The sequence below is a fragment of the Desulfobacula sp. genome (genome assembly GCF_021107415.1).
The window spans coordinates 1-19625 of record NZ_JAIOSW010000114.1; the positions used below are offsets into that span (position 1 = coordinate 1).

A 19625-nucleotide genomic window follows, 5' to 3' on the forward strand; every position below is an offset into this window, starting at 1 on the left:
AAAATAAAAGCCATAAATAACAGGAGAAATAATCATGCCTAAAAATAGTATTAGCCCCGAAAAAGAAAAGGATATAAAAAAGGAAAAATCACACAAACTACGGACCCTGTTTCAGCCCAAATACTTGCACCAATGGCCATTCTTCCGGACTTTCAAAGTAAGGGAGTCGGAACTCAACTTATTAAAGAAGGATTGAATCTATTAAAAGATTCAGGTGTGGAATTAGTCTTTGTTTTAGGGCATCCAGGATATTATCCACGTACTGGCTTCACTCCGGCAGGAGTTCTTGGTTACCAAGCTCCATATCACATACCTGAAGAACATGCAGATGCCTGGATGGTGAAGGAATTATGTTCTGGAGTTATTGGAAGGATAAAAGGAGCAGTGCAATGTTCAGATATTCTTAATCAACCAGAGCATTGGCGAGAGTAAATAATACTCTCACTTCGGGGTTTGATATGTTCACTTTTTGAAAAAAATATTCCGAAGTTTTTATTGAATCGAAAATATTTTTGATCGTTCAATCGTGGGAGTTGCAACCCTCATAACGACCGGGTTTATATAAATTATCCATGTAGATTTGGGTTTTCTATAAAAGTGGTAAAATAATTTTTTATTCTACAGGTTATTCCCCCGGGTCATATGGACTGCCAAAGAGTATTCTCCTGCTTGCACCCTGGCAGATAAAATTACCAGTGTTAAGGGCAAACTTTAAAGTTCTTTTTTGTTTTGAAACATGATTTCGAGAATTTGTTCTATGGCTTTGTCCGCTGCTTGAGCTTTTAAGGTGCAGCCCCCGGCACCGGCATGGCCGCCACCGCCAAATTGAGCCAGCAGATTTCCAACATTGACATGGCATTGCTGGTTGAAAATATTTTTACCGATACTGAGCAGTACATGTTTATGTTCCGGACTGTCAAATCTGATTTTTACACTGGCCATACTTTTAGGGAAGAGGGAATAGGTCAAAAACCGGTTGCCGTCGGGCACGGTATCAAGGGATCTGAAATCGGTAATCGATATGTTTTGATTGATTTTTGTGTGCTGCAATAAATGTTTTTTAAAGGCGGCATTTTCCTCAATAACCCTGTTACAGCGTGCCTTAACTTCTGGTTCTTCAAGAATAGCGGCAATATTTGTTTTTATCAAAAGATCAACCAGTTTGTTCCAATAGGGTATATCTTTATAATGATCATTTTTAATGGTCATGGATAAAATAATATACGGATATTTTTCAGGATATCGTACCTGGTCCTGGTTTAAATCGGCAGCGTCAATGATATCCGTATGAAAGACCAGTTCATCAAAATGATTATCCAGTTTTCCCTGGCTTTTATAGTATTTATAAAGAACACCGGCAGCAGAAGGCGCAATTTCAAATGCCCCTTTAAAATTTCCCCCGGGTTTATTAGAGATATGGTGATCAAACCACAGGGAACAATTGGGTGAATAGGGGAGATTTGCAAGGATATCGCCTTTCAGAATACCGGCTTTCCCGGTTTGAACCTCATTGGGTTCAACCCAATGAATTGCTGTATTAATGTTTTCAGCCTGGTAAAGCAGTACAGCACATACAATTCCGTCAAAATCGGGTCGGGTAACTATTCTCATAAATAAACTCTTAGCGGGTTAAATGTATCAACCAATGATATTATTTCCTTTTTTATAATTTATTGATAAATCATAAAAAAGGACTTTTCAAGGATATTTTTTGTTAAGATCTTGATGAGGCTTCTTTAACCCTTAGCTTTAATCCGGTTTGTCAGGGCTTTTCTGCTTGACCCGCAAGGACTTTTCTGTTTTTATGATTTTCAGTTAAGTATTCGGTTATAGTTTCATTTTTTCTATCTAAGAGATTGCGATTGTGACGAAAATAGATATTGATCAGATTGAAAAGGATTTTTTTAAAAGAGGAAATCCATTAAAAAAACTTTTGAAGACAGCCCTGGAGGTTTTTCAGGCAGAACAGGTGGGCGTGTTATACGGCACAAATGCATCAAATGTCAAATTCCTTCCGACAGGTGACTGGGACCGGGGTGCCATGGATATGCTTGACGGGAAAGGTCTTAAAGGTAAAATATTAAAGTATTTTGGCACAACCATTGTTAAATTGAGAAAACTAAGCCCTGTTTATTTTTTTAAAAAGGGTAAGACAGATCAAATGGAAGACAATGATGGAATAATTGCCTATATGCTCCGAACCTGCGACGGTTATCATAAACAAGGCATCAGCATTCTTTTCAGCCCTGATATTTCAACCAGTATTTATAAGGGTAATGATCAATATGGCTATGTCCCTTTCTTTAGTTATAATGGGACGATCATTAGTGAACCGGATATTAAGGTAAAAGTGGATTTAAATATTATCAAACATTTTCAGGCAAAGAATTATGTTTCCATTTATATCCCGGATTACGGTATTCTGGTGGTTAATACGGCAGACCCTGATTTGATGGATAGGATTGAATCCGGATTTGTCAGGGAAAAGGAACTCAAAGAAAAATTCGATATCCTGATACGGCTAGTTGAAATCGCATCCCTTGCAGCGCTGGGGCGGCTTAAAGGAAGGCGAGGCGCCCATCTGTTATTGAGAAAAGAGCAACAACTGCGACAAACGTCGCTGGAATTGGTTGAAAATGAGAAAAAATATCGGGATTTGTATGAAAATGCACCCATTGCATATTTTTCCGTAGATCCACAGAGAGTTATTACTAAATGTAATCACAACGCGTCAAAGCTTTCAGGCTATGGAAAAGAAGAACTGACCGGTCTGAGTATAATGGACCTCTATGTGAATGATGACGGGGAAACCATAACGCCTGACCAAGTCAGATCTATTCTTGAGCAAGACGGGTCTATGCGGGATGTTGAAATGAAATTCAAGCATAAAAATCAGGAGAATATCTGGGTCAGTATTTCCCTGGATGCCGTCAGGAATAAATTTGATGAAATTGTTGAAACCCGGGTAATGGCTGTTGATATATCGAAGCGTAAAGGACTTGAAAAACAATTGCTTCAAGCACAGAAGATGGAAGCCATCGGAATCCTTGCCAAGGGTATCGCCCATGATTTTAATAATATTCTCGCTCCTATTTCAGGCTATGCTGAAATGCTTTTGATGGACATTGATGATAAAGAACCCAAAAGAAGAGAACACCTTCAAAGTATTTATGACTGTGCTTTGTCTGCCAAGGGTCTGGCCAATCAAATGCTCACCTTCTCAGAGCAGAAAGACAATGAATTTAAATTATTGCAACCCAATGTGTTAGTTCAGGATGCCCTGGCACTTGCAAGATCCTTTTTGCCTGCAACCATTGAAATCAGGGAAAAAATTAATGAGAAATGCAGCCTTTTGATGGTTGATCCTATGCAGGTACACCAGGTTCTCATGAATTTGATTTCCAATGCCTATCATGCCATGGAAGAAAAGAGGGGAGTCCTTGATGTCCTCCTGGATGAGATTATGATAAAAGAGGATAATATGATTTTTCCTTTAAAACCCGGTATTTATGTATATCTAAGAATTGCGGATACGGGTCCGGGCATTCCCCCTGCTGTGCTGGAAAGAATTTTTGATCCGTTTTTTACCACCAAAAAGAATGGCAAAGGATCAGGCATTGGCCTTTCAGTCGTCCATGGAATTATCCAGTCTCACAAGGGTTATATTAATGTCAAATCAAAAGAGGGGGAAGGAACCTGTTTTGAAGTCTACTTCCCAGTGTATATCAGGGATATTCTGGATAAACATTAATTATTTGAAATAAATGAATATATGATGGATGAAAATTATTTTTATTCAATTGAATATCGTCGCACGACAACAATAAAAATCAAACGATCCATTTTTATTTGCACCCTGGAATATGTGGAATCCATTGAAAAAGCAAAAAGTTTTATTACCCGGATTTCAAAGGAGAATAAAACAGCCACCCATAATTGCTGGGCATATATTTTAGGAGAAAAAGGAGATATTTTTCATAGTTCTGATGCAGGAGAACCTTCCGGCACTGCCGGAAAACCCATGCTGAACACATTAAAAAGTCATGGCATGACCCATATCGCTGCTGTTGTGACCCGGCATTTCGGTGGTGTAAAACTGGGTGTCAGGGGGTTGATCCAAGCCTATTCTGCGTCTGTAAAAAATACCATAGAGTTGAAAAAACTTAAGAAACTGGTTCAGACGATCAACATTCTTATTGAAGTGTCCTATGAATTTAATGATACCCTGCTCAATCAGATGAAAAATCATTTGAGCCGGATTAAAGATACGATCTATACAGATAAAATTGTTCATACGATTGAAATTGAACTTAAAAGTTTTGCCAAGGTGGAGAGTCTGCTCTCTGAATATCAATCCCGGGGAAAACTGAAATTCAATATGATACTGTAATAAAAAAAGGTATTGACAAGAAAATTAATTTTAGTATTCTTAAATTTTAATTAATTATACTAAAATTTAATGGTGAGTCCATGAAAACAAAACTCGGTGCACTTCTCAGAGCCATCAGAAATTCAAGGCACCTGACGATTAAAGAAGTTGCAGCAAAGGCCGGCGTCAGTTCCAGTTTATTGTCGCAAATAGAAAGAAATCGAATATCTCCTTCCCTGGATACCTTGCTGCAGATTTTAGAAGTATATGGTGTGCCGCCCAATAAATTTTTTAAAGATTATGAAACCAGCTCCCGGGTTGAGATTATCAGAAGGGATGATCGAAAGATTTATCAACGAAAAGGCTTTAAATATGAAAAGCTTTGCGGTGACAGTCAAATAAAGGGGAATCACTCTTTTAATGCTTTTTTTCTGGAGCTTTCGCCCGGCCAGCAGAGAGGCGATGAAAGTGACGGGCATCTTGGACGTGAGCTGGGAATCGTTGTTGAGGGATCAGCACAGCTTGTTTATGGTGAAGAAATATATGAAATTCATAAAGGGGACTCTGTCTCTTTTTTTTCAGAAATTCCCCATGTAATTAAAAATTCATCCGATCAGATTTTCCGGGCATACTGGGTGGTTACACCTGCAGATGGTGAAGATTATTTCGGTGATAAAATATCATAATATTTGGAGAGAATAATGGGAAAAACCATTGCAGAAAAAATTTTTAAAGCCCATTTAGTAGATGAGCCCTTTGGAGATGTCAGTGTCTTAAAACTGGACAGGGTTTTTTGTCATGAAATCACAACCCCGACAGCCATACAGGATCTGGTGGCCAGGGGAAAGGATCGGGTGTTTGATCCAAAAAAAATTAAAGCGGTCATTGATCATGTGACGCCTGCCAAAGATTCTAAAACTGCCATGCAGGGTAAAATCCTGCGGGAATGGGCAAAAAGGCATGGAATCAAGGATTTTTTTGATATTGGCCACAACGGTGTCTGCCATGCCATATTTCCCGAGAAAGGATTTGTACACCCCGGTTTTACCATCATTATGGGAGATTCTCATACCTGTACACACGGGGCTTTTGGGGCGTTTGCCGCTGGTGTCGGAACCACGGATCTGGAAGTGGGCATTCTAAAAGGGGTCTGCACATTTAAAACCCCTCAAACATATAAGATTGAGATTATTGGAACACTGCCAAAAGGCGTATTTGCCAAAGATATTATTCTTAAGGTTATTAAAGAATTAACCGTAAACGGGGCCACCAATATGGTCATTGAATTCAGAGGCAGTATTGTGGATGAGATGAATATGGATCAGCGGATGACCCTTTCCAACATGGCGGTGGAAGCAGGTGCGACCAGTGGAATATGCCTTCCTGACATGACAACGGTTGAATACCTCTGGGAGTTTATCAAAGATGACTATTCAAGCAGGCAGGAGGCGCTGGAAGCATTTTTAAAGTTTAAATCCGATGATGATGCAGTATATACCAGACAAAAAACTATTGATGTGACTGATCTTGAGCCTTTAACAACCTTTGGATACAAGCCGGACAATGTAAAACCCGTATCCCGGATGAAGGGAATCCGGCTTGATCAGGTCTATATCGGTTCCTGCACCAATGGGCGGCTTGAAGATTTGAGAATTGCGGCAGAGGTTCTTAAAGGCCACATCATCAGCGAACATATCCGGGGGATTGTATCTCCGGCCACACCAAAAATATTTTCCAAGGCCATGGAAGAAGGCATTCTTAAAACCTTTATGGATTCAGGCTTTTGTGTAACAAATCCCACTTGCGGCGCCTGTCTCGGCATGAGTAATGGGGTTCTTGCAGATGGTGAGGTGGCGGCTGCAACAACCAATCGAAATTTTAACGGCCGCATGGGCAAGGGCGGTATGGTTCATTTGATGAGCCCTGCAACAGCAGCTGCCAGTGCTATTAAAGGCGAAATTTCAAACTCCAATCTTTATTGTGAATAAGGAAGACTATAATGAAAGAATTTAAAGGGAATGTATTGTTTCTGGATCGTTCAGATATTAATACAGATGAAATCATCCCGGCCAAATATCTCACTGAAATTGAAAAATCAGCCATGAAACAGCATTTACTTGAAGATTTAAAATTAGAAGGCTTTAATCCGGACATAGATATTAAAGACAAGGCCATTATTGTTACGCAAGAGAATTTTGGATGCGGATCTTCAAGAGAGCATGCTCCCTGGGCACTTGAAGAGAATGGTATTAATGTTGTCATCGCTCCAGGTTTTGCAAGAATATTCAGGCAGAATATGTTCAATTGCGGCATGCTTGCCATTGAACTTTCCCAGGACCGGATTAATTCTATTTTTAGTGTGTTTGGAAAGAGTGATGTTCAAATTTCAGTAGATGTAGAAAGGTCTGAGATCATGATTCAAACAAAAGATCAAACAAAAAAGATCGAATTTAAAATTTCAGAATTTGATAAAACCCTTATTCAGACCGGTGGATGGGTAGAATATGCAGATATGCATTATTAAATTTTCATGCTATCTTCCACCACTCCATTTAAGACGGGTTTTTAAAACTTTATAATAGGACTGCTCTTCAAAAGAGATCATTCTTATATTATTTCTGCTTTTTTTGATAAAGAGTTTATCCCCGGGATCCATTTCAAACCCTTCCTGTCCGTCAAGGGTGAGGATCATATCTTCAGGACTGCCTTCCAGACGGATTTCAATTCTGGTCGAATCCGGAATGATCAATGGCCTGTTCGTCAGTGTAAACGGGCAGATCGGGGTCAGGATAATGGAAGGGACGGCAGGGTGCACCACAGGTCCCCCGGCTGCCAGGGAATAGGCGGTTGAGCCGGTGGGGGTTCCGATAATCAGGCCGTCCGCTCTGTAGGTTGTCAAATAGGTCGAATCAATGTATACGGCACACGATGCCAGTCTTGATAAAGCTGATTTGTTAATCACCGCATCATTGAGGACATCCACATCAATAATCTGTTCATTGTCACGCACCACTTTTATATCAAGCCGGGTTCTTTGTTGAATAAGATATTTTCCCTCAAGCAGTGAAGCTACCGCCTCAGAAAGATTATCTTCGGTTGTTTCGGCCAGAAATCCGACTTCACCGAATTTGACACCCATCAGGGGGATATCTCTATTTTCTATGAATCGCGCCACACTTAAAAAAGTGCCGTCTCCGCCCAGAACAATCATGCACAAAAGATCATCAGGAATATCCGTATTTTTTGAATGTTGGACATCTATGACAACACATTGGTCCCCTAACCTTTTTTCAAGTTCACGGGCCTTTTTCTCAGCCTTATCATCATTTTTTATGACAAGTCCGATCCGTTTGGTGTTCATGCTTTATTTACTGCCTCCATCGTGTGGTCTGCAACGGTTATTGCCGTATATACGTCATAAAGTCAAGTTTAATATGGAAGACGGGTGTGTGATAATGACCTTGGTGTATGGAGTGGAACTGATGTCATTCGATCATGCAGTCATTCCGTCCGAAATATGATGAAAATTCAGTAAGGCTGATACCACCACTGTCAATAATATAGTTTGCCAGATCCATTCCGTCCACATCCCCGTCCGGTTCGGAATCTCCGGAACAGCCCATTACCCCGGTTCCGCTGAGCGGCATATTCGGGATCGGTTTGACTTCGATATTGGACGGTATTTCTAAAACCGCCTGCATGTCCCCGGGCACAGACGGTGAAAATTCCAGCCGGAATGTACAGTCGGTCTCCCGGGCCAGGGTTTGCCCCGAGCAGGTATCGTCCAGAAGGTGGAACTGGCCGGCATGGTTACCGGTGATGGTCAGTGATCCGATAAGCAGGTCTTCCGGTCCGGTTGATGTTATTGTGAAAGTCCGGCCTCTGGATGAACCAACATTGACGCGGCCGGGTTTATTCATTACATAAATTATGTCATTTGAACTGTCAACAGCCCAGAAGCGGTTATGGCCCGTTGCCATATCGGTAATTTTAAATTCCGGGTAGTCGAATCGATCGGTAACCTTCCCGTTCAGATCCATTTTGAATATAAACCCCTCGGCTGCATCCGCGTGCCACATGTGGGTCCCGTCAAAACCGAGTGCACCCGGTTCATATCCGGGCGAATCCCAGAAAGCCACCTTCAATCCCGCCTCATCATATTTGGTAAACCTGCCGATTTTGCCAAATCCTTTTGGGTGAGAAACCCATAGATCTGTGCCATCATCGGCGATACCCAATGAATTGGAAGAGGGAGGGTCTTCGTTGACGTAGAGAGAAGTGGTAATGAGACCCTTTAAGATATCCAACCGGTAAATCCTATCTTCAAAAACATCGGCGTTCCACCAGGCAGTACCATCGTAGGCAAGGCCGGAAGGACGGAGATCGGGTGACTCAAGCGAGCCGATGATCGTACCGGAAGCGTCATGCTTAAATATTTTAGCCTCCATCATATCAACACTCCACAAATTGCTTCCGTCGAATGTCAGACCGGCCGGATCATCTTCCGGAGATGTGAATTCACTGACCACAATTCCGGCTGTGGAAAGTTTGTAGATGGTGTTTGTATCACTGTCCGCATTCCAAAGATAAGTGCCGTCAAATGCCAGTCCATAGGGAAAAGTTCCCGGGGAGTCAAAAGACGCAATCACTGGTGCGGTTACGATCAATTCATAGAGTTGGTCCGTAACATCATCACTGTGCCACAACTTGGCCTCGTGGAATGCAAGGCCGCTCGCACTAGGCCCGGGAGACATAAACTCATCCATTACGACTCCCCCGGTGGTCAATTTATAAATCCTTTTGGGCGAATTGACAAGCCAGAGGTAGGTGCCGTCAAAGGCCAGACCCTTTGGAGCATATACTAAGAAAGGGGTGCTGAAAGAGGATATTATGGTCCCCGTAGTAGTCAATTTATAAATTTTGCGGTCATTGTAGTCAACATTCCACAGAAAAGTGCCATCCCATGCCAGGCCCATTGGCCACCCTCCGGGTGAATCAAAAGAATCAATAACATTACCGGCTGTGTCCAGTTTATAAATCTTATCGAGCTTCCAGTTGGCATTCCACAGGTAGGTCCCGTCAAACGTGAGCCCCCCCACCCCTGAAGACCCGCCCCCCGGGGCATAGAATGAATCCAGTATATTTCCGGCCGAATCGATCTTGTAAATTTTTTTAACCAAATTATCCGCCACCCACAGGTGTGTGCCGTCTGATGCCAGGTCGGTGGGGTAAGACCTGGGTGAATCGATAATATCTTCCGACAGATCCATTTTATAAATCCTGTCGTCATCTGCATCCGCATTCCACAGGTAGGTCCCGTCATAGGCCAGGCCGGTGGGCTGCGTGCCCGGAGAATCAAAGCTCTGAACTATTGTGCCGGCCGTATCTATTTTATAGATTTTATCTGCCACAGCACTGGCATTCCACAGGTGGGTGCCGTTAAAAGATAGGTCCGCCGGTTCAGGCCCAGGGGAAGAAAAGGAGTCCAGGACGGATTTTACAAGTCCTTCTTTTATCTCCAGCTTGTGGATTATCTTGTCGATTAAATTGTTATCTGTCTGCAGATTCCAGAAACAGGTTCCGTCAAAGGTCAGGGCTTCAAAGCCTGAATAGGGGAGTGCCCCGGAAAGCAGGATATTTCCGTCCAGATCCAGTTTGTAAATTTGATCGGCGCCAATCCAAAGGCTCGTTCCATCAAAGGCGATGGCTTCCGGGAATGGACCCGGTGCTTCAAAAGAATCAATGACTTCCAATTCCCACAAGGACTGGGGAGCCAGTTCCAGCGCCGGGGTGGTGATGATTTGAAAAAATGCAAATCGCCTGTCACCTGCCACCATCCAGATCCCCGGGGGTCGCTCATATCCCTTGACGAGCATTCGTCCATAATGCCCCACATAAATGCCATTAATAAATTTTGAGGTCCAGGCGATCTCCGTACCCGTGTCTACTTCGTTGCCGTCCGGATCAAACCATTGGATCGGGAAATTTTCATCATCGGGCCAATAGGGTGATGCGACATTGAACACAACAGCATCCATTTCCGTTGTGACAACTGCTTTTTCAAGCCCCCATGCGTCTATCGATATCCACGGATCATAAGCCTGGGAATCCCTGCATAAAAATAAAAGCAAAAAAATAATAAAAATGGATTTTGTTTTGATAGTGTTCATCCTTAATCCTCCTTTTTTTCGTTCGTGGGGTTTTATCAGCCTATTGTAATAATACGGCGCAGTTCGATTCTGTCAGCAAGGCAGGAGGAGTAGACAGAGTGATTTCAACGAAAAAATATCATCAATAAACTGAAATCAAAATAACATAAGATATAGTGTTTTTCAAGTACGAACGATTAACATATCCAGGAGGAATGCCAGAGAATTTCTTCTATTTAGTGTTTATCCAAATACAGGCAAAAAAGATTAGGGAAAATTTCCCGACTGTGGAAAATTTCCAACCTTTTTGGTTGATGGTTCTATAACATTTTACATTATAACATGTTGTAATCTTTTGATTTTTAATAGTTGATTATGCTTGGCACATCAATTGCTATTCGTATGATTGTATGGTTAAAAATTGAAAATTAAAAAGGAGCTATTATGCCAGAAACAATACAATTATCAGGGCTTTGTCTCAATTGTTTAAATGCAGACGAGTGCCGTTATCGCATGAATCACACAAAACCCATAATTTTTTGTGAAGAGTTTACATGTACTGATCCCTCAGAACCAAAAAGCAATATCGCCAAGGCCATTGAAAAGGTTGATGATTCAATAGAGCCAATGCAGAAAGGAATTTGCAGCAATTGTGAAAATATTGAAACTTGTAATCTGCAAAGAACGGATGACACTGTAATTAATTGTGAAGAATACAGATAACTAAAAGGAAAAAATTATGAACGCGTATACGAATAATGTTTTGGAAATGCTCAATGAAAAATACCCCTGGGAAAAAGAATATATTCAATCAGTATCAGAAGTTTTCAAATCCATTGCGCCGGTTCTTGATTTTAATCTGGAGTATCAAAATAACCGGATACTTGAGCAACTGGTCGAACCGGACCGGTCCATCAGTTTCAGGGTTCCATGGAAAGACGACCAGGGCAGGGTTCAGGTCAATACAGGGCATCGTGTTGAGTTTAATAATGTACTGGGCCCCTATAAAGGGGGGCTTCGATTCCATGCTTCGGTTACTTTGAGTATTATCAAATGTCTCGGGTTTGAGCAGATTTTCAAAAATGCATTGACTGGACTGCTTTTGGGCGGTGGAAAAGGCGGATCTGATTTCAACCCGCGGGGTAAGTCTGATAATGAAATAATGAATTTTTGTCAAAGTTTCATGTTGGAACTTTCAAGACATATTGGTGCATCCTCTGATGTCCCTGCAGGTGATATCGGGGTGGGAACAAGGGAAATCGGTTATCTTTTTGGAATGTACCGCAGAATGACCAAGTCTTTTAAAGGTGTTTTGACAGGGAAAGGCATTGCCTGGGGAGGAAGCTATCTAAGACCAGAGGCCACGGGATATGGTGTGGTCTACTTTGCCGAGGAAATGCTGAAAAATGTTGACGATAATATTGATGGCAAGATTGTAACGGTTTCCGGTTTCGGAAATGTTGCCTGGGGTGTTGTAAAAAAGGTAAATGAGCTTGGTGGTAAGGTTATTACGCTTTCTGGACCGGATGGATTCATCCATGACCCTGAGGGTGTTACCGGCGAAAAAGTTGACTATATGCTAAAAATGAGGTTGAGTGGAAATGATGTTGTAAAAGATTATGCAGATCATTTTAAGGTTAAGTTTTATCCGGGCGAACGACCATGGGTAATCCCCTGTGACATTGCTTTTCCTTGTGCAACACAAAATGAACTTGACTTTGATGATGCAGAGACCTTGGTAAAAAATAATGTCAAATGTCTTGTAGAGGGAGCAAATCTGCCCGTGAGTCTGGAGGGTATGGAATTTTTGGAAAATGCAGATATCTTTTATGCTCCTGCAAAGGCATGCAATGCAGGAGGGGTTGCCTGCTCCTGTTTTGAAATGGCACAGAATGCCAGTTTTATGAACTGGACAGAAGACGAGGTTGACAATCGACTGCATCAGGTGATGAAGCATATCCATGACCAATGTTATGAAACATCCTGCGAATTTAATAAAAAAGGCAATTATGTGTTCGGGGCAAATGTTGCCGGATTCCGGCGTGTGGCAGATGCAATGCTGGACCAGGGATTAACCTGATATATTGACTTTTATTGAATATAGATTATTTTTTCATTTCAAGTCCTCAAATTCCATACCGGGATGTCCGGTATGGAACTGATGGAAGTGAAATTATAACGGATAAAAAAAGTTAAATGGAAACCATAGATATCCAAATTGAGAAACAGCAGCAAATCATTAAAAAACTGCAAAACCGAAATGTTAAATTACAACAATTTTATGATGAATATAAAAGGGTTTGCCGAAATGAAGAAGAAAGAATAAAGGAACTCAATTGTCTGTATCAGGTTGCCCAGTGTGTATTTATTGAAAGCGACATGGATGCGGCATTGGATAAAGTTGTCTGTATTGTTCCCCATGGATGGCAACATACAAAAGAATCCTGTGCCCGCATTAGGTTTAAGGAGAATATTTATCTTTCACCCGGTTTTTTTGAATCCAAACTGTGCCAAAGTGAAGAAATTTTAATAGAAACCCTGGTTGTCGGGGCGATAGAAGTTTTTTACAAACCCAAACTGGGTATAAAATCAAATGATCCTTTTTTAATTGAAGAAAAAAATCCGCTTAAGGGTATTGCAAATATTATCAGTTTTTATGTGAAAAAGCAGAGAGATGATGAAAATAGAAAGCTTATTCAGCAGCAGCTTTTGCATGCCGATCGACTGGCAAGTATTGGTCAGCTTGCTGCAGGGGTTGCACACGAATTGAACGAACCGTTGGGAAATATACTGGGGCTTGCTCAACTTTCGCTTAAATTATCTGAATTGCCGGGCCAGGCGAAAAACGACCTTGGAAAAATTGAAGAGTGTGCCATATATTCCCGGGAAATCATAAAAAAATTAATGGATTTTTCCCGTCAATCATCTTTGAGCAAAGAAAAAATTAACCTCAGTGAGGTGATTGACAACAGCATCACATTTTTAGAAGCAAGATGCATCAAAAATGGAATTGAAATTGTAAGGCAATATACTGAGAACATAACTATTACAGCTGATCCTAATCAAATTAAACAGGTCATCACGAATTTGACAATCAATGCGACCCAGGCAATGAAAAATGGTGGTAAATTGATAATCTCCACAAGAAAGGATAGTAAAAATGCGATCCTTTCCATTGAAGATACCGGGATCGGGATATCAGGTGATAATATCAGTAAAACATTTTTGCCCTTTTTTACAACAAAAGATGTTGGTGAAGGCACGGGGCTAGGCCTTTCTGTTGTTTATGGAATTATCCAGAACCATAATGGCGATATAAAAGTCAGCAGTGAACCGGGTAAAGGAACAATTTTTCAAATATGTTTACCCCTGGAGAGAAATTGATGCCAAATCAATATGACAAAGAAGTAATTCTCGTTGTTGATGATAATATCATCACCTGCGAAGTGATACAAAGAAATCTTGAAATATCCGGATTTCATGTGTTTACAGCACATAGTGTGAATGATGCCATCCAAATCCTTTCAAGGCAGGAGATTGATCTTTTAATCACTGATTATAAAATGCCGAAACATTCAGGTCTTGAATTGATAAAATATGTTCGGGATCATTTTCAGGATATCTGTATTATCATGCTGACAGGATACGGCTCTATTAACAGTGCTGTGGCTGCCATGAAAGAAGGGGCTGATGAATACATTACCAAGCCGTTTACAGACAAAGAACTTCTTGATGCCGTGGGAATTTGTATCCAAAAACAAAAAGAAAAAAGAATCGATCCAGCCCTGATATATGATGAAACCTGGGCCCGGTTCGGAATTGTTGGTCAATGCCAAAATATGTTGGAGGTGTATTCAAAGATTGAAAAAACTTGTAAAAATGATGCAATCGTTTTAATAACCGGAGAAAATGGTACGGGAAAAGAATTGGTGGCCCGTGCGATTCACTATCATCACAAGGCAAGATCTATCTACCCTTTTATTCCCATCAATTGCCCGGGCATACCTGCTACCCTTTTTGAAAGTGAGTTATTTGGTCATGTAAAAGGGGCATTCACCGGTGCTGTTCAACATAGAAAGGGATTTTTCCAGGCAGCTGAAAAAGGCTGTCTTTTTTTAGATGAAATCAGTGAACTGCCGTTTGAACTTCAGGCTAAAATGCTCAGGGTTCTACAGGAAAAAGAAATTTCCCGGATTGGAGAAACTCTGGTTAAAAAAATTGATGTCAGAATTATTGCGGCAACAAATAAAAATTTGGAAGATCTGGTTGAAAAAGGCGTGTTCCGCCAGGATCTATTTTTCCGTTTAAATGTTATCAACATTGATATCCCCCCGCTTAGAGACCGTGGAAATGATATCATTCTTCTTGCCAAACATTTTGCCTTAAAATATGCCAAAGAACTTGGAAAAACAGAGCCCGCCTTTACAGACAAGGCAATCTCTGCTCTAAAAGAATATTTCTGGCCCGGCAATGTCCGGGAACTTGAAAATCTGATTCATCGAAGTCTGATCATGAATGATGAGGATATAATAGACAGTGTGAACTTTCCTGACATAATGAAATTTAACGTCCCGTATAATCAGCATCTTAATCTCAGTCTGGAAGATATGTCAAAAAAATATGTCAGGGATATTGTCGAACAGACAGGTGGGAATAAGGCAAAAGCCCTTAAAATTTTAAAAATTGATAGAAAAACGTTATTAAAAAAATTAAAATAACACCATAACTGATAAAAAGGAGTTATCCTCTTTAATGCGCCTGGGCCCAGTTTTCACCGGTTCCAAAATTGACTTCTAAAGGGACTTTAAGTGGATAAACATTTTCCATGACGCTTTTAGCCAGATCAATCAAGCGGTTTTTTTCTTCAAACGGGGTTTCAAATATGATTTCATCATGGACGGACAGGAGCATTTTTGAGGCCATGTTGTTTTTTTGTAAGGCAGCCTCCATTTTTATCATGGCCAGTTTGATTAAATCGGCAGCACTGCCCTGTATGGGAGTGTTGACAGCTGCCCGCTGGGCAAAATTCCGAATATGGATATTGGAAGAATTGATATCATCCAGGCGCCGTTTTCTGCCAAAGATCGTATAGACCTCACAGGTTTTCTTTGTCTCTTCTATGGTGGTATCAATAAATTTTTTTACACCGGAATACCGCTTAAAGTAACTATCAATATAGGCGGTGGCCATCTTTCGGCTGATATTCAGGTCATTGGCCAGCCTGAAGCCGCTCATGCCGTATACAATACCGAAATTGATGGTTTTGGCCTGGCTTCTTAAATCTGTGGTAACAAATTGGGGCAAAACCTGGAAGACTTCCAGAGCAGTTCTGGTATGAATATCTTCGCCATTCTTAAACGCTTCCATGAGGATTTCATCTTCGGCATAATGGGCCAGGACTCGCAGTTCTATCTGGGAATAGTCTGCTGAAATCAGTAGATGGCCTTCTTTAGGGATAAAGGCTTTCCGGATTTTTTTACCTTCCTCTTTCCGGATGGGAATGTTCTGAAGATTTGGTTTGGAACTGCTTAAACGGCCGGTCACAGTAATGGTCTGGTTAAATGAGGTATGGATTCTTCCCGTCTCAATATTTACAAGCTTCTGCAGGGCATCTACATAGGTTGATTTGAGTTTGCCAAGGGTTCGGTATCTTAAAAGTTTTTCAGGCAGTTCGTGGGTCTGAGCAAGCTTGGTAAGGACTTCCACATCTGTTGAATAACCGGTCTTTTTTTTTGTTTTTTTAATGGTTTTTAAGTTTAGTTTTTCAAACAGGATGACCCCCAGCTGCTGGGAAGAATTGATGTTAAATTCTTCACCGGCAAGGGAATAAATCTCCTTTTCAATGTTTTTCAATTCTAAGCTAAAGGTGTTGGAAAGATGTTTTAATGCATTTTTGTTTACTTTAATTCCTTGAATTTCCATGTTTGCAAGAACCGTGATAAGGGGCACCTCAATATTTTCCATTAAATCGGAAAAGCCTTGATTCTTTATCTCTTTTTTAAAGTACTGATAGGCCATAAAAGTGATGTCAGCGTCTTCAGATGCATAATTTACTGCTTCAGAAATGGGAACTTGCTGGAAACCGATCTGGTTTTTGCCTTTACCTGCCACCTCTTCATAGGAAATGGTTTTATAGCCAAAAAGATTCATGGCAATCCTGTCAAGACTGTGACCCCTTATGGACGGATTTAAGAGATAAGAGGCAATCATGGTATCAAAGGAAATCCCCTGCATGACAATGCCGAAGTTTGACAGGACAATATAATCATATTTGATATTTTGCCCGACCTTTTTGATATCCGGGTTTTCAAGGAGGGGTTTAAAAATTCTTAGTATTTCCTCTTTGTCCGGCTGTTCGACTTTGTCAGGAAAGGTGTGGCCGATGGGGATATAAAATCCCTGGTTTTTCCTGAAAGAAAAGGAAATTCCCACAAGTTTCGCCTGCATGGGATGTTTGGATGTGGTTTCCGTATCAATGGCAAATATTTCTTTGTTTTCAAGAACCTGGGCCAGTTTCTCAAGCTCTTTGGTTGTTGTGATGAGCTTATATATTTTTTCAGATTTATCTGCTTTTTGCGCAAATTCTGTGGCAAGGGTTTTAAATTCCAGCTCCTGGAATAATTCAAACGCTTTTTTTCTGTCAAAGGCTTTTAGTTTGAAATCTTCAATTATTTCCTTAACAGAAACAGATGTATCAATGGTGGCAAGGTTACGGCTTAAGAGTACAATATCTTTACTATTGGAAAGATTTTCATATAATTTTTTTTTCTTTTTAAGGGTGTCAAGATTTTCATAAATATTTTCAATGGAACCAAACTGGACAATCAGCTTTATGGCTGTTTTAGGTCCAACCCCCTGAACACCGGGTATATTATCCGAACTGTCTCCGGCAAGCCCGAGAACATCGATAAACTGCACGGGTTCTATGCCCATATCTTTTTTTATTGTTTTTATATCTTTTATGGTATCTTTCATGGGGTCCCATAGAGTGCATTTTTCTGTAATAAGCTGGATAAAATCTTTATCACCGGTGACCATAACCACTTCAAATCCTTCTTTCTGTGCAAGCTTTGAATATGTCCCCACAAGATCGTCTGCTTCAAACCCCTGTTTTTCAACAATGGGAATATTTAATGCCGCAATGATTCGTTTGATATCAGGAATCTGGGCCGCCAGTTCTTCAGGCATGGGTGGACGATTGGCTTTGTATTGATCATACATTTTATGACGGAAGGTTGGGCCTTTAACATCAAACAGGACCACTGCATATTCAGGACTGTTGTCCTTGAGTAATTTTAACAGGATTCTGGTAAAACCAAATGTGGCATTGGTGGGATGCCCTTTTGATGTGGAAAGACTTCTGATGGCATGAAATGCACGATACAAGAAAGCACTGCCGTCGATGAGGAATATTTTTTTGGGATCTGCCATGGTCACACCCTTTTTTTTAAATATTGAATTTTTATTCAACTTTTATTCAATCATGGGGCATATATACTATCTTTTTTATTAAAGGAGAAGTATATTTCTTATATGACTCAAAAAGCCAGAACAAGAAAAGAAAAAAGGCGTGCGAAGAGGTCAAAACACTGTCACTGCTGCGACCAGGGTTTTATATTCTGCTGGAATTGCAGGTGCGGGTTTTCCATATGCCAGGAATGCATGTATGAAAATCAATGGGGTATGACCTGCAACGGGATTACCTGGGAATGCCCTGATTGTGGCGGGCAGAACGGATATGGCAATCAATAATAATTTTAAAAGGAGGAGAACATGGCAAAGAAAATCAATGTGGGGACTTTGATATCAGGCGGTGGGACAAACCTTCAGGCAATTATCAATGCATGCCTCGACAATTCGATTGATGCGAATATTCTTTTTACAGGCTCTGACACTCCCGGGGTGAAGGGGTTGGATCGTGCTAAGAAGGCAAATATCGATACCTTTGTAGTGGATTATTCTCAAATTATTGGATCCTGCAAAAATGAAGGAATAAAAGATGCAGATCTTCCAGAGGATTTTAATCTGGATGAGATTCAGTCAAAACAGCAATTATTTGCAAATGATGCATCAAAACAGCAGGCGGCTTTTTTTTTAAAAAGCCGTGCCATTGCAGAAAGAGAATTTTTAGATATCATTCTTGCCTATGACATGGATCTTCTCGTCCTGGCGGGATTCATGCGGGTGCTGACACCTTATTTTATTGACAGGATTAATACGGAGCCGGGAAAGTATAAAATAATGAATATTCACCCCGCACTTCTTCCTTCTTTTCCGGGTACAGACGGATATGGAGACACCTTTGCTTATGGCTGCAAAATTGGCGGGTGTACAGTTCATTTTATTGATTACGGGGAAGATACAGGTTCCATTATCGGGCAAAAAGCGTTTGAAATTGAAGATAACGATACCCTTGATGATATTAAGAAAAAAGGTCTCATAAAAGAGTGGGAACTTTATCCCCAATGTATTCAAAAATTTGCTGATTCCTTGATTTAGTACCCAGCCGAAGATCGAACCCGCTAGTTGGCTTGTCTGGGGAACATCAATTGAAAATATTCAAATTAAGGCACTACAGAATGAATGGCTTCCCGGCCATTCTTGGCAATGGTAATACAATGGCCTATTTTTTCAAGTAGAATGGACACCACTTTTTGATTGATAATATTATCTTCGGCCAGAAGAATTTTTAATTTTTTTTACAGGGAAATCAGAATCTATTAAAAACATTGGCAAAGATTGGCTGATACAGGTTTGTGTTGAAATACTTATTATAGGGCTGGCATTTTGAAAGAAGCATAAATGTAATCTTTGTTTTCAAATTGTTAACCTCCTCGCTCAAACTGTCAAAATTTCCCCCGCCCTTTGAAATGATTAAATCTGATTGATCAACCAACTTTTTCACCCGGGGTGAGCATCTTTTCAAAACCGTTCCGGGCAGCGGACCGTCAATACCGTTCTTAATAACTGTGGCAACCTGGTCAATTCCTACATCCATCGCTTCTTTCAATGTTGCATCATTCATTGTGGGTACGCTTCGAACGACATATACAACCTCAATATCATATTGTTTTTTAATGATTTTAATAAACAATTTATCAAGCACA

Annotated in this window: 17 protein-coding genes; 12 read left to right on the plus strand and 5 right to left on the minus strand. The window is 40.7% G+C overall.

From position 1 onward, the window contains the following. Window positions 1-132: 132 nt before the first annotated feature. Window positions 133-432 (plus strand): GNAT family N-acetyltransferase, encoded by a 300-nt coding sequence (locus K8S13_RS05975; protein ID WP_291461193.1) that lies wholly within the window; start codon window positions 133-135, stop codon window positions 430-432. Window positions 433-711: 279 nt separating this feature from the next. Here K8S13_RS05975 and K8S13_RS05980 read toward each other — a convergent pair whose 3' ends face one another. Continuing rightward, window positions 712-1611, minus strand: a complete 900-nt coding sequence (locus tag K8S13_RS05980; RefSeq protein WP_291461195.1) for an exopolyphosphatase — start codon at window positions 1609-1611, stop codon at window positions 712-714. Between the two features lie 253 nt (window positions 1612-1864). Between K8S13_RS05980 and K8S13_RS05985 the strand changes: the two genes are divergently transcribed. The 5 genes from K8S13_RS05985 to leuD all read left to right on the plus strand — a co-directional run bounded on the left by K8S13_RS05985 (window position 1865) and on the right by leuD (window position 6893). After that, entirely contained in the window at window positions 1865-3751 is a 1887-nt protein-coding gene (locus K8S13_RS05985; protein ID WP_291461197.1) for a nitrogen regulation protein NR(II), read from the plus strand. Window positions 3752-3772: 21 nt separating this feature from the next. Beyond that, entirely contained in the window at window positions 3773-4390 is a 618-nt protein-coding gene (locus K8S13_RS05990; RefSeq protein WP_291461199.1) for a YigZ family protein, read from the plus strand. A gap of 80 nt (window positions 4391-4470) precedes the next feature. Beyond that, a complete protein-coding gene (locus K8S13_RS05995) occupies window positions 4471-5055 on the plus strand; it encodes a helix-turn-helix domain-containing protein (RefSeq protein ID WP_291461201.1) in 585 nt (194 codons plus the stop codon). A gap of 15 nt (window positions 5056-5070) precedes the next feature. After that, the gene (locus K8S13_RS06000) at window positions 5071-6357 is read left to right on the plus strand and encodes a 3-isopropylmalate dehydratase large subunit (RefSeq protein WP_291461202.1); all 1287 of its coding nucleotides are present in this window, start codon (window positions 5071-5073) and stop codon (window positions 6355-6357) included. Between the two features lie 11 nt (window positions 6358-6368). Next, the gene (gene leuD / locus K8S13_RS06005) at window positions 6369-6893 is read left to right on the plus strand and encodes a 3-isopropylmalate dehydratase small subunit (protein WP_291461204.1); all 525 of its coding nucleotides are present in this window, start codon (window positions 6369-6371) and stop codon (window positions 6891-6893) included. 9 nt (window positions 6894-6902) lie between these two features. Here leuD and K8S13_RS06010 read toward each other — a convergent pair whose 3' ends face one another. Both K8S13_RS06010 and K8S13_RS06015 read right to left on the minus strand, forming a co-directional pair. Next, on the minus strand, window positions 6903-7730 hold the full coding sequence (locus K8S13_RS06010) for an NAD(+)/NADH kinase (RefSeq protein ID WP_291461206.1): 828 nt from the start codon (window positions 7728-7730) through the stop codon (window positions 6903-6905). A 124-nt stretch (window positions 7731-7854) separates the two neighbouring features. Then, entirely contained in the window at window positions 7855-10539 is a 2685-nt protein-coding gene (locus tag K8S13_RS06015; RefSeq protein WP_291461208.1) for a choice-of-anchor D domain-containing protein, read from the minus strand. 423 nt (window positions 10540-10962) lie between these two features. On the opposite strand from K8S13_RS06015, the gene K8S13_RS06020 reads away from it, so the two are divergent. From K8S13_RS06020 to K8S13_RS06035, 4 genes are all read left to right on the plus strand, one after another. After that, the gene (locus tag K8S13_RS06020) at window positions 10963-11241 is read left to right on the plus strand and encodes a hypothetical protein (RefSeq protein ID WP_291461210.1); all 279 of its coding nucleotides are present in this window, start codon (window positions 10963-10965) and stop codon (window positions 11239-11241) included. 16 nt (window positions 11242-11257) lie between these two features. Then, window positions 11258-12598, plus strand: a complete 1341-nt coding sequence (gene gdhA, locus K8S13_RS06025; protein ID WP_291461212.1) for an NADP-specific glutamate dehydrogenase — start codon at window positions 11258-11260, stop codon at window positions 12596-12598. Window positions 12599-12714: 116 nt separating this feature from the next. Beyond that, window positions 12715-13902, plus strand: coding sequence for an ATP-binding protein (locus tag K8S13_RS06030; protein WP_291461214.1), 1188 nt, complete (start codon window positions 12715-12717; stop codon window positions 13900-13902). Continuing rightward, complete coding sequence (locus K8S13_RS06035; RefSeq protein WP_291461215.1) at window positions 13902-15236, plus strand: sigma-54 dependent transcriptional regulator; 1335 nt, start codon at window positions 13902-13904, stop codon at window positions 15234-15236. Before K8S13_RS06030 ends, K8S13_RS06035 begins: the two co-directional genes overlap by 1 nt. Before the next feature lie 31 nt (window positions 15237-15267). Here the strand turns inward: K8S13_RS06035 and polA are convergent, their stop codons facing one another. Next, window positions 15268-17949 carry a DNA polymerase I gene (polA, locus tag K8S13_RS06040; RefSeq protein WP_291461217.1) on the minus strand — a complete coding sequence of 894 codons (2682 nt, stop codon included), beginning with the start codon at window positions 17947-17949 and terminating at the stop codon, window positions 15268-15270. Window positions 17950-18051: 102 nt separating this feature from the next. Here polA and K8S13_RS06045 point away from each other — a divergent pair, with 102 nt between their 5' ends. Next, window positions 18052-18270 (plus strand): hypothetical protein, encoded by a 219-nt coding sequence (locus tag K8S13_RS06045; protein WP_291461219.1) that lies wholly within the window; start codon window positions 18052-18054, stop codon window positions 18268-18270. A 21-nt stretch (window positions 18271-18291) separates the two neighbouring features. Beyond that, the gene (purN, locus tag K8S13_RS06050) at window positions 18292-19017 is read left to right on the plus strand and encodes a phosphoribosylglycinamide formyltransferase (protein ID WP_291461221.1); all 726 of its coding nucleotides are present in this window, start codon (window positions 18292-18294) and stop codon (window positions 19015-19017) included. Between the two features lie 211 nt (window positions 19018-19228). Here the strand turns inward: purN and K8S13_RS06055 are convergent. Continuing rightward, window positions 19229-19625, minus strand: a 397-nt coding sequence (locus K8S13_RS06055) for an ARMT1-like domain-containing protein (RefSeq protein ID WP_291461223.1), incomplete at its 5' end; no start/stop codon positions are given.

Bases quoted from the DNA above. Each gene is read 5' to 3' on its own strand.
- K8S13_RS06035 (WP_291461215.1), top strand. From the start codon at position 13,902: ATGCCAAATCAATATGACAAAGAAGTAATTCTCGTTGTTGATGATAAT.
- purN (WP_291461221.1), top strand. From the start codon at position 18,292: ATGGCAAAGAAAATCAATGTGGGGACTTTGATATCAGGCGGTGGGACA.
- K8S13_RS06015 (WP_291461208.1), bottom strand. From the start codon at position 10,539: ATGAACACTATCAAAACAAAATCCATTTTTATTATTTTTTTGCTTTTA.
- K8S13_RS05995 (WP_291461201.1), top strand. From the start codon at position 4,471: ATGAAAACAAAACTCGGTGCACTTCTCAGAGCCATCAGAAATTCAAGG.
- K8S13_RS06030 (WP_291461214.1), top strand. From the start codon at position 12,715: ATGGAAACCATAGATATCCAAATTGAGAAACAGCAGCAAATCATTAAA.
- K8S13_RS05990 (WP_291461199.1), top strand. From the start codon at position 3,773: ATGATGGATGAAAATTATTTTTATTCAATTGAATATCGTCGCACGACA.
- K8S13_RS05980 (WP_291461195.1), bottom strand. From the start codon at position 1,611: ATGAGAATAGTTACCCGACCCGATTTTGACGGAATTGTATGTGCTGTA.
- K8S13_RS06020 (WP_291461210.1), top strand. From the start codon at position 10,963: ATGCCAGAAACAATACAATTATCAGGGCTTTGTCTCAATTGTTTAAAT.
- gdhA (WP_291461212.1), top strand. From the start codon at position 11,258: ATGAACGCGTATACGAATAATGTTTTGGAAATGCTCAATGAAAAATAC.
- K8S13_RS05975 (WP_291461193.1), top strand. From the start codon at position 133: ATGGCCATTCTTCCGGACTTTCAAAGTAAGGGAGTCGGAACTCAACTT.
- K8S13_RS06010 (WP_291461206.1), bottom strand. From the start codon at position 7,730: ATGAACACCAAACGGATCGGACTTGTCATAAAAAATGATGATAAGGCT.
- K8S13_RS06045 (WP_291461219.1), top strand. From the start codon at position 18,052: ATGACTCAAAAAGCCAGAACAAGAAAAGAAAAAAGGCGTGCGAAGAGG.
- leuD (WP_291461204.1), top strand. From the start codon at position 6,369: ATGAAAGAATTTAAAGGGAATGTATTGTTTCTGGATCGTTCAGATATT.
- polA (WP_291461217.1), bottom strand. From the start codon at position 17,949: ATGGCAGATCCCAAAAAAATATTCCTCATCGACGGCAGTGCTTTCTTG.
- K8S13_RS06000 (WP_291461202.1), top strand. From the start codon at position 5,071: ATGGGAAAAACCATTGCAGAAAAAATTTTTAAAGCCCATTTAGTAGAT.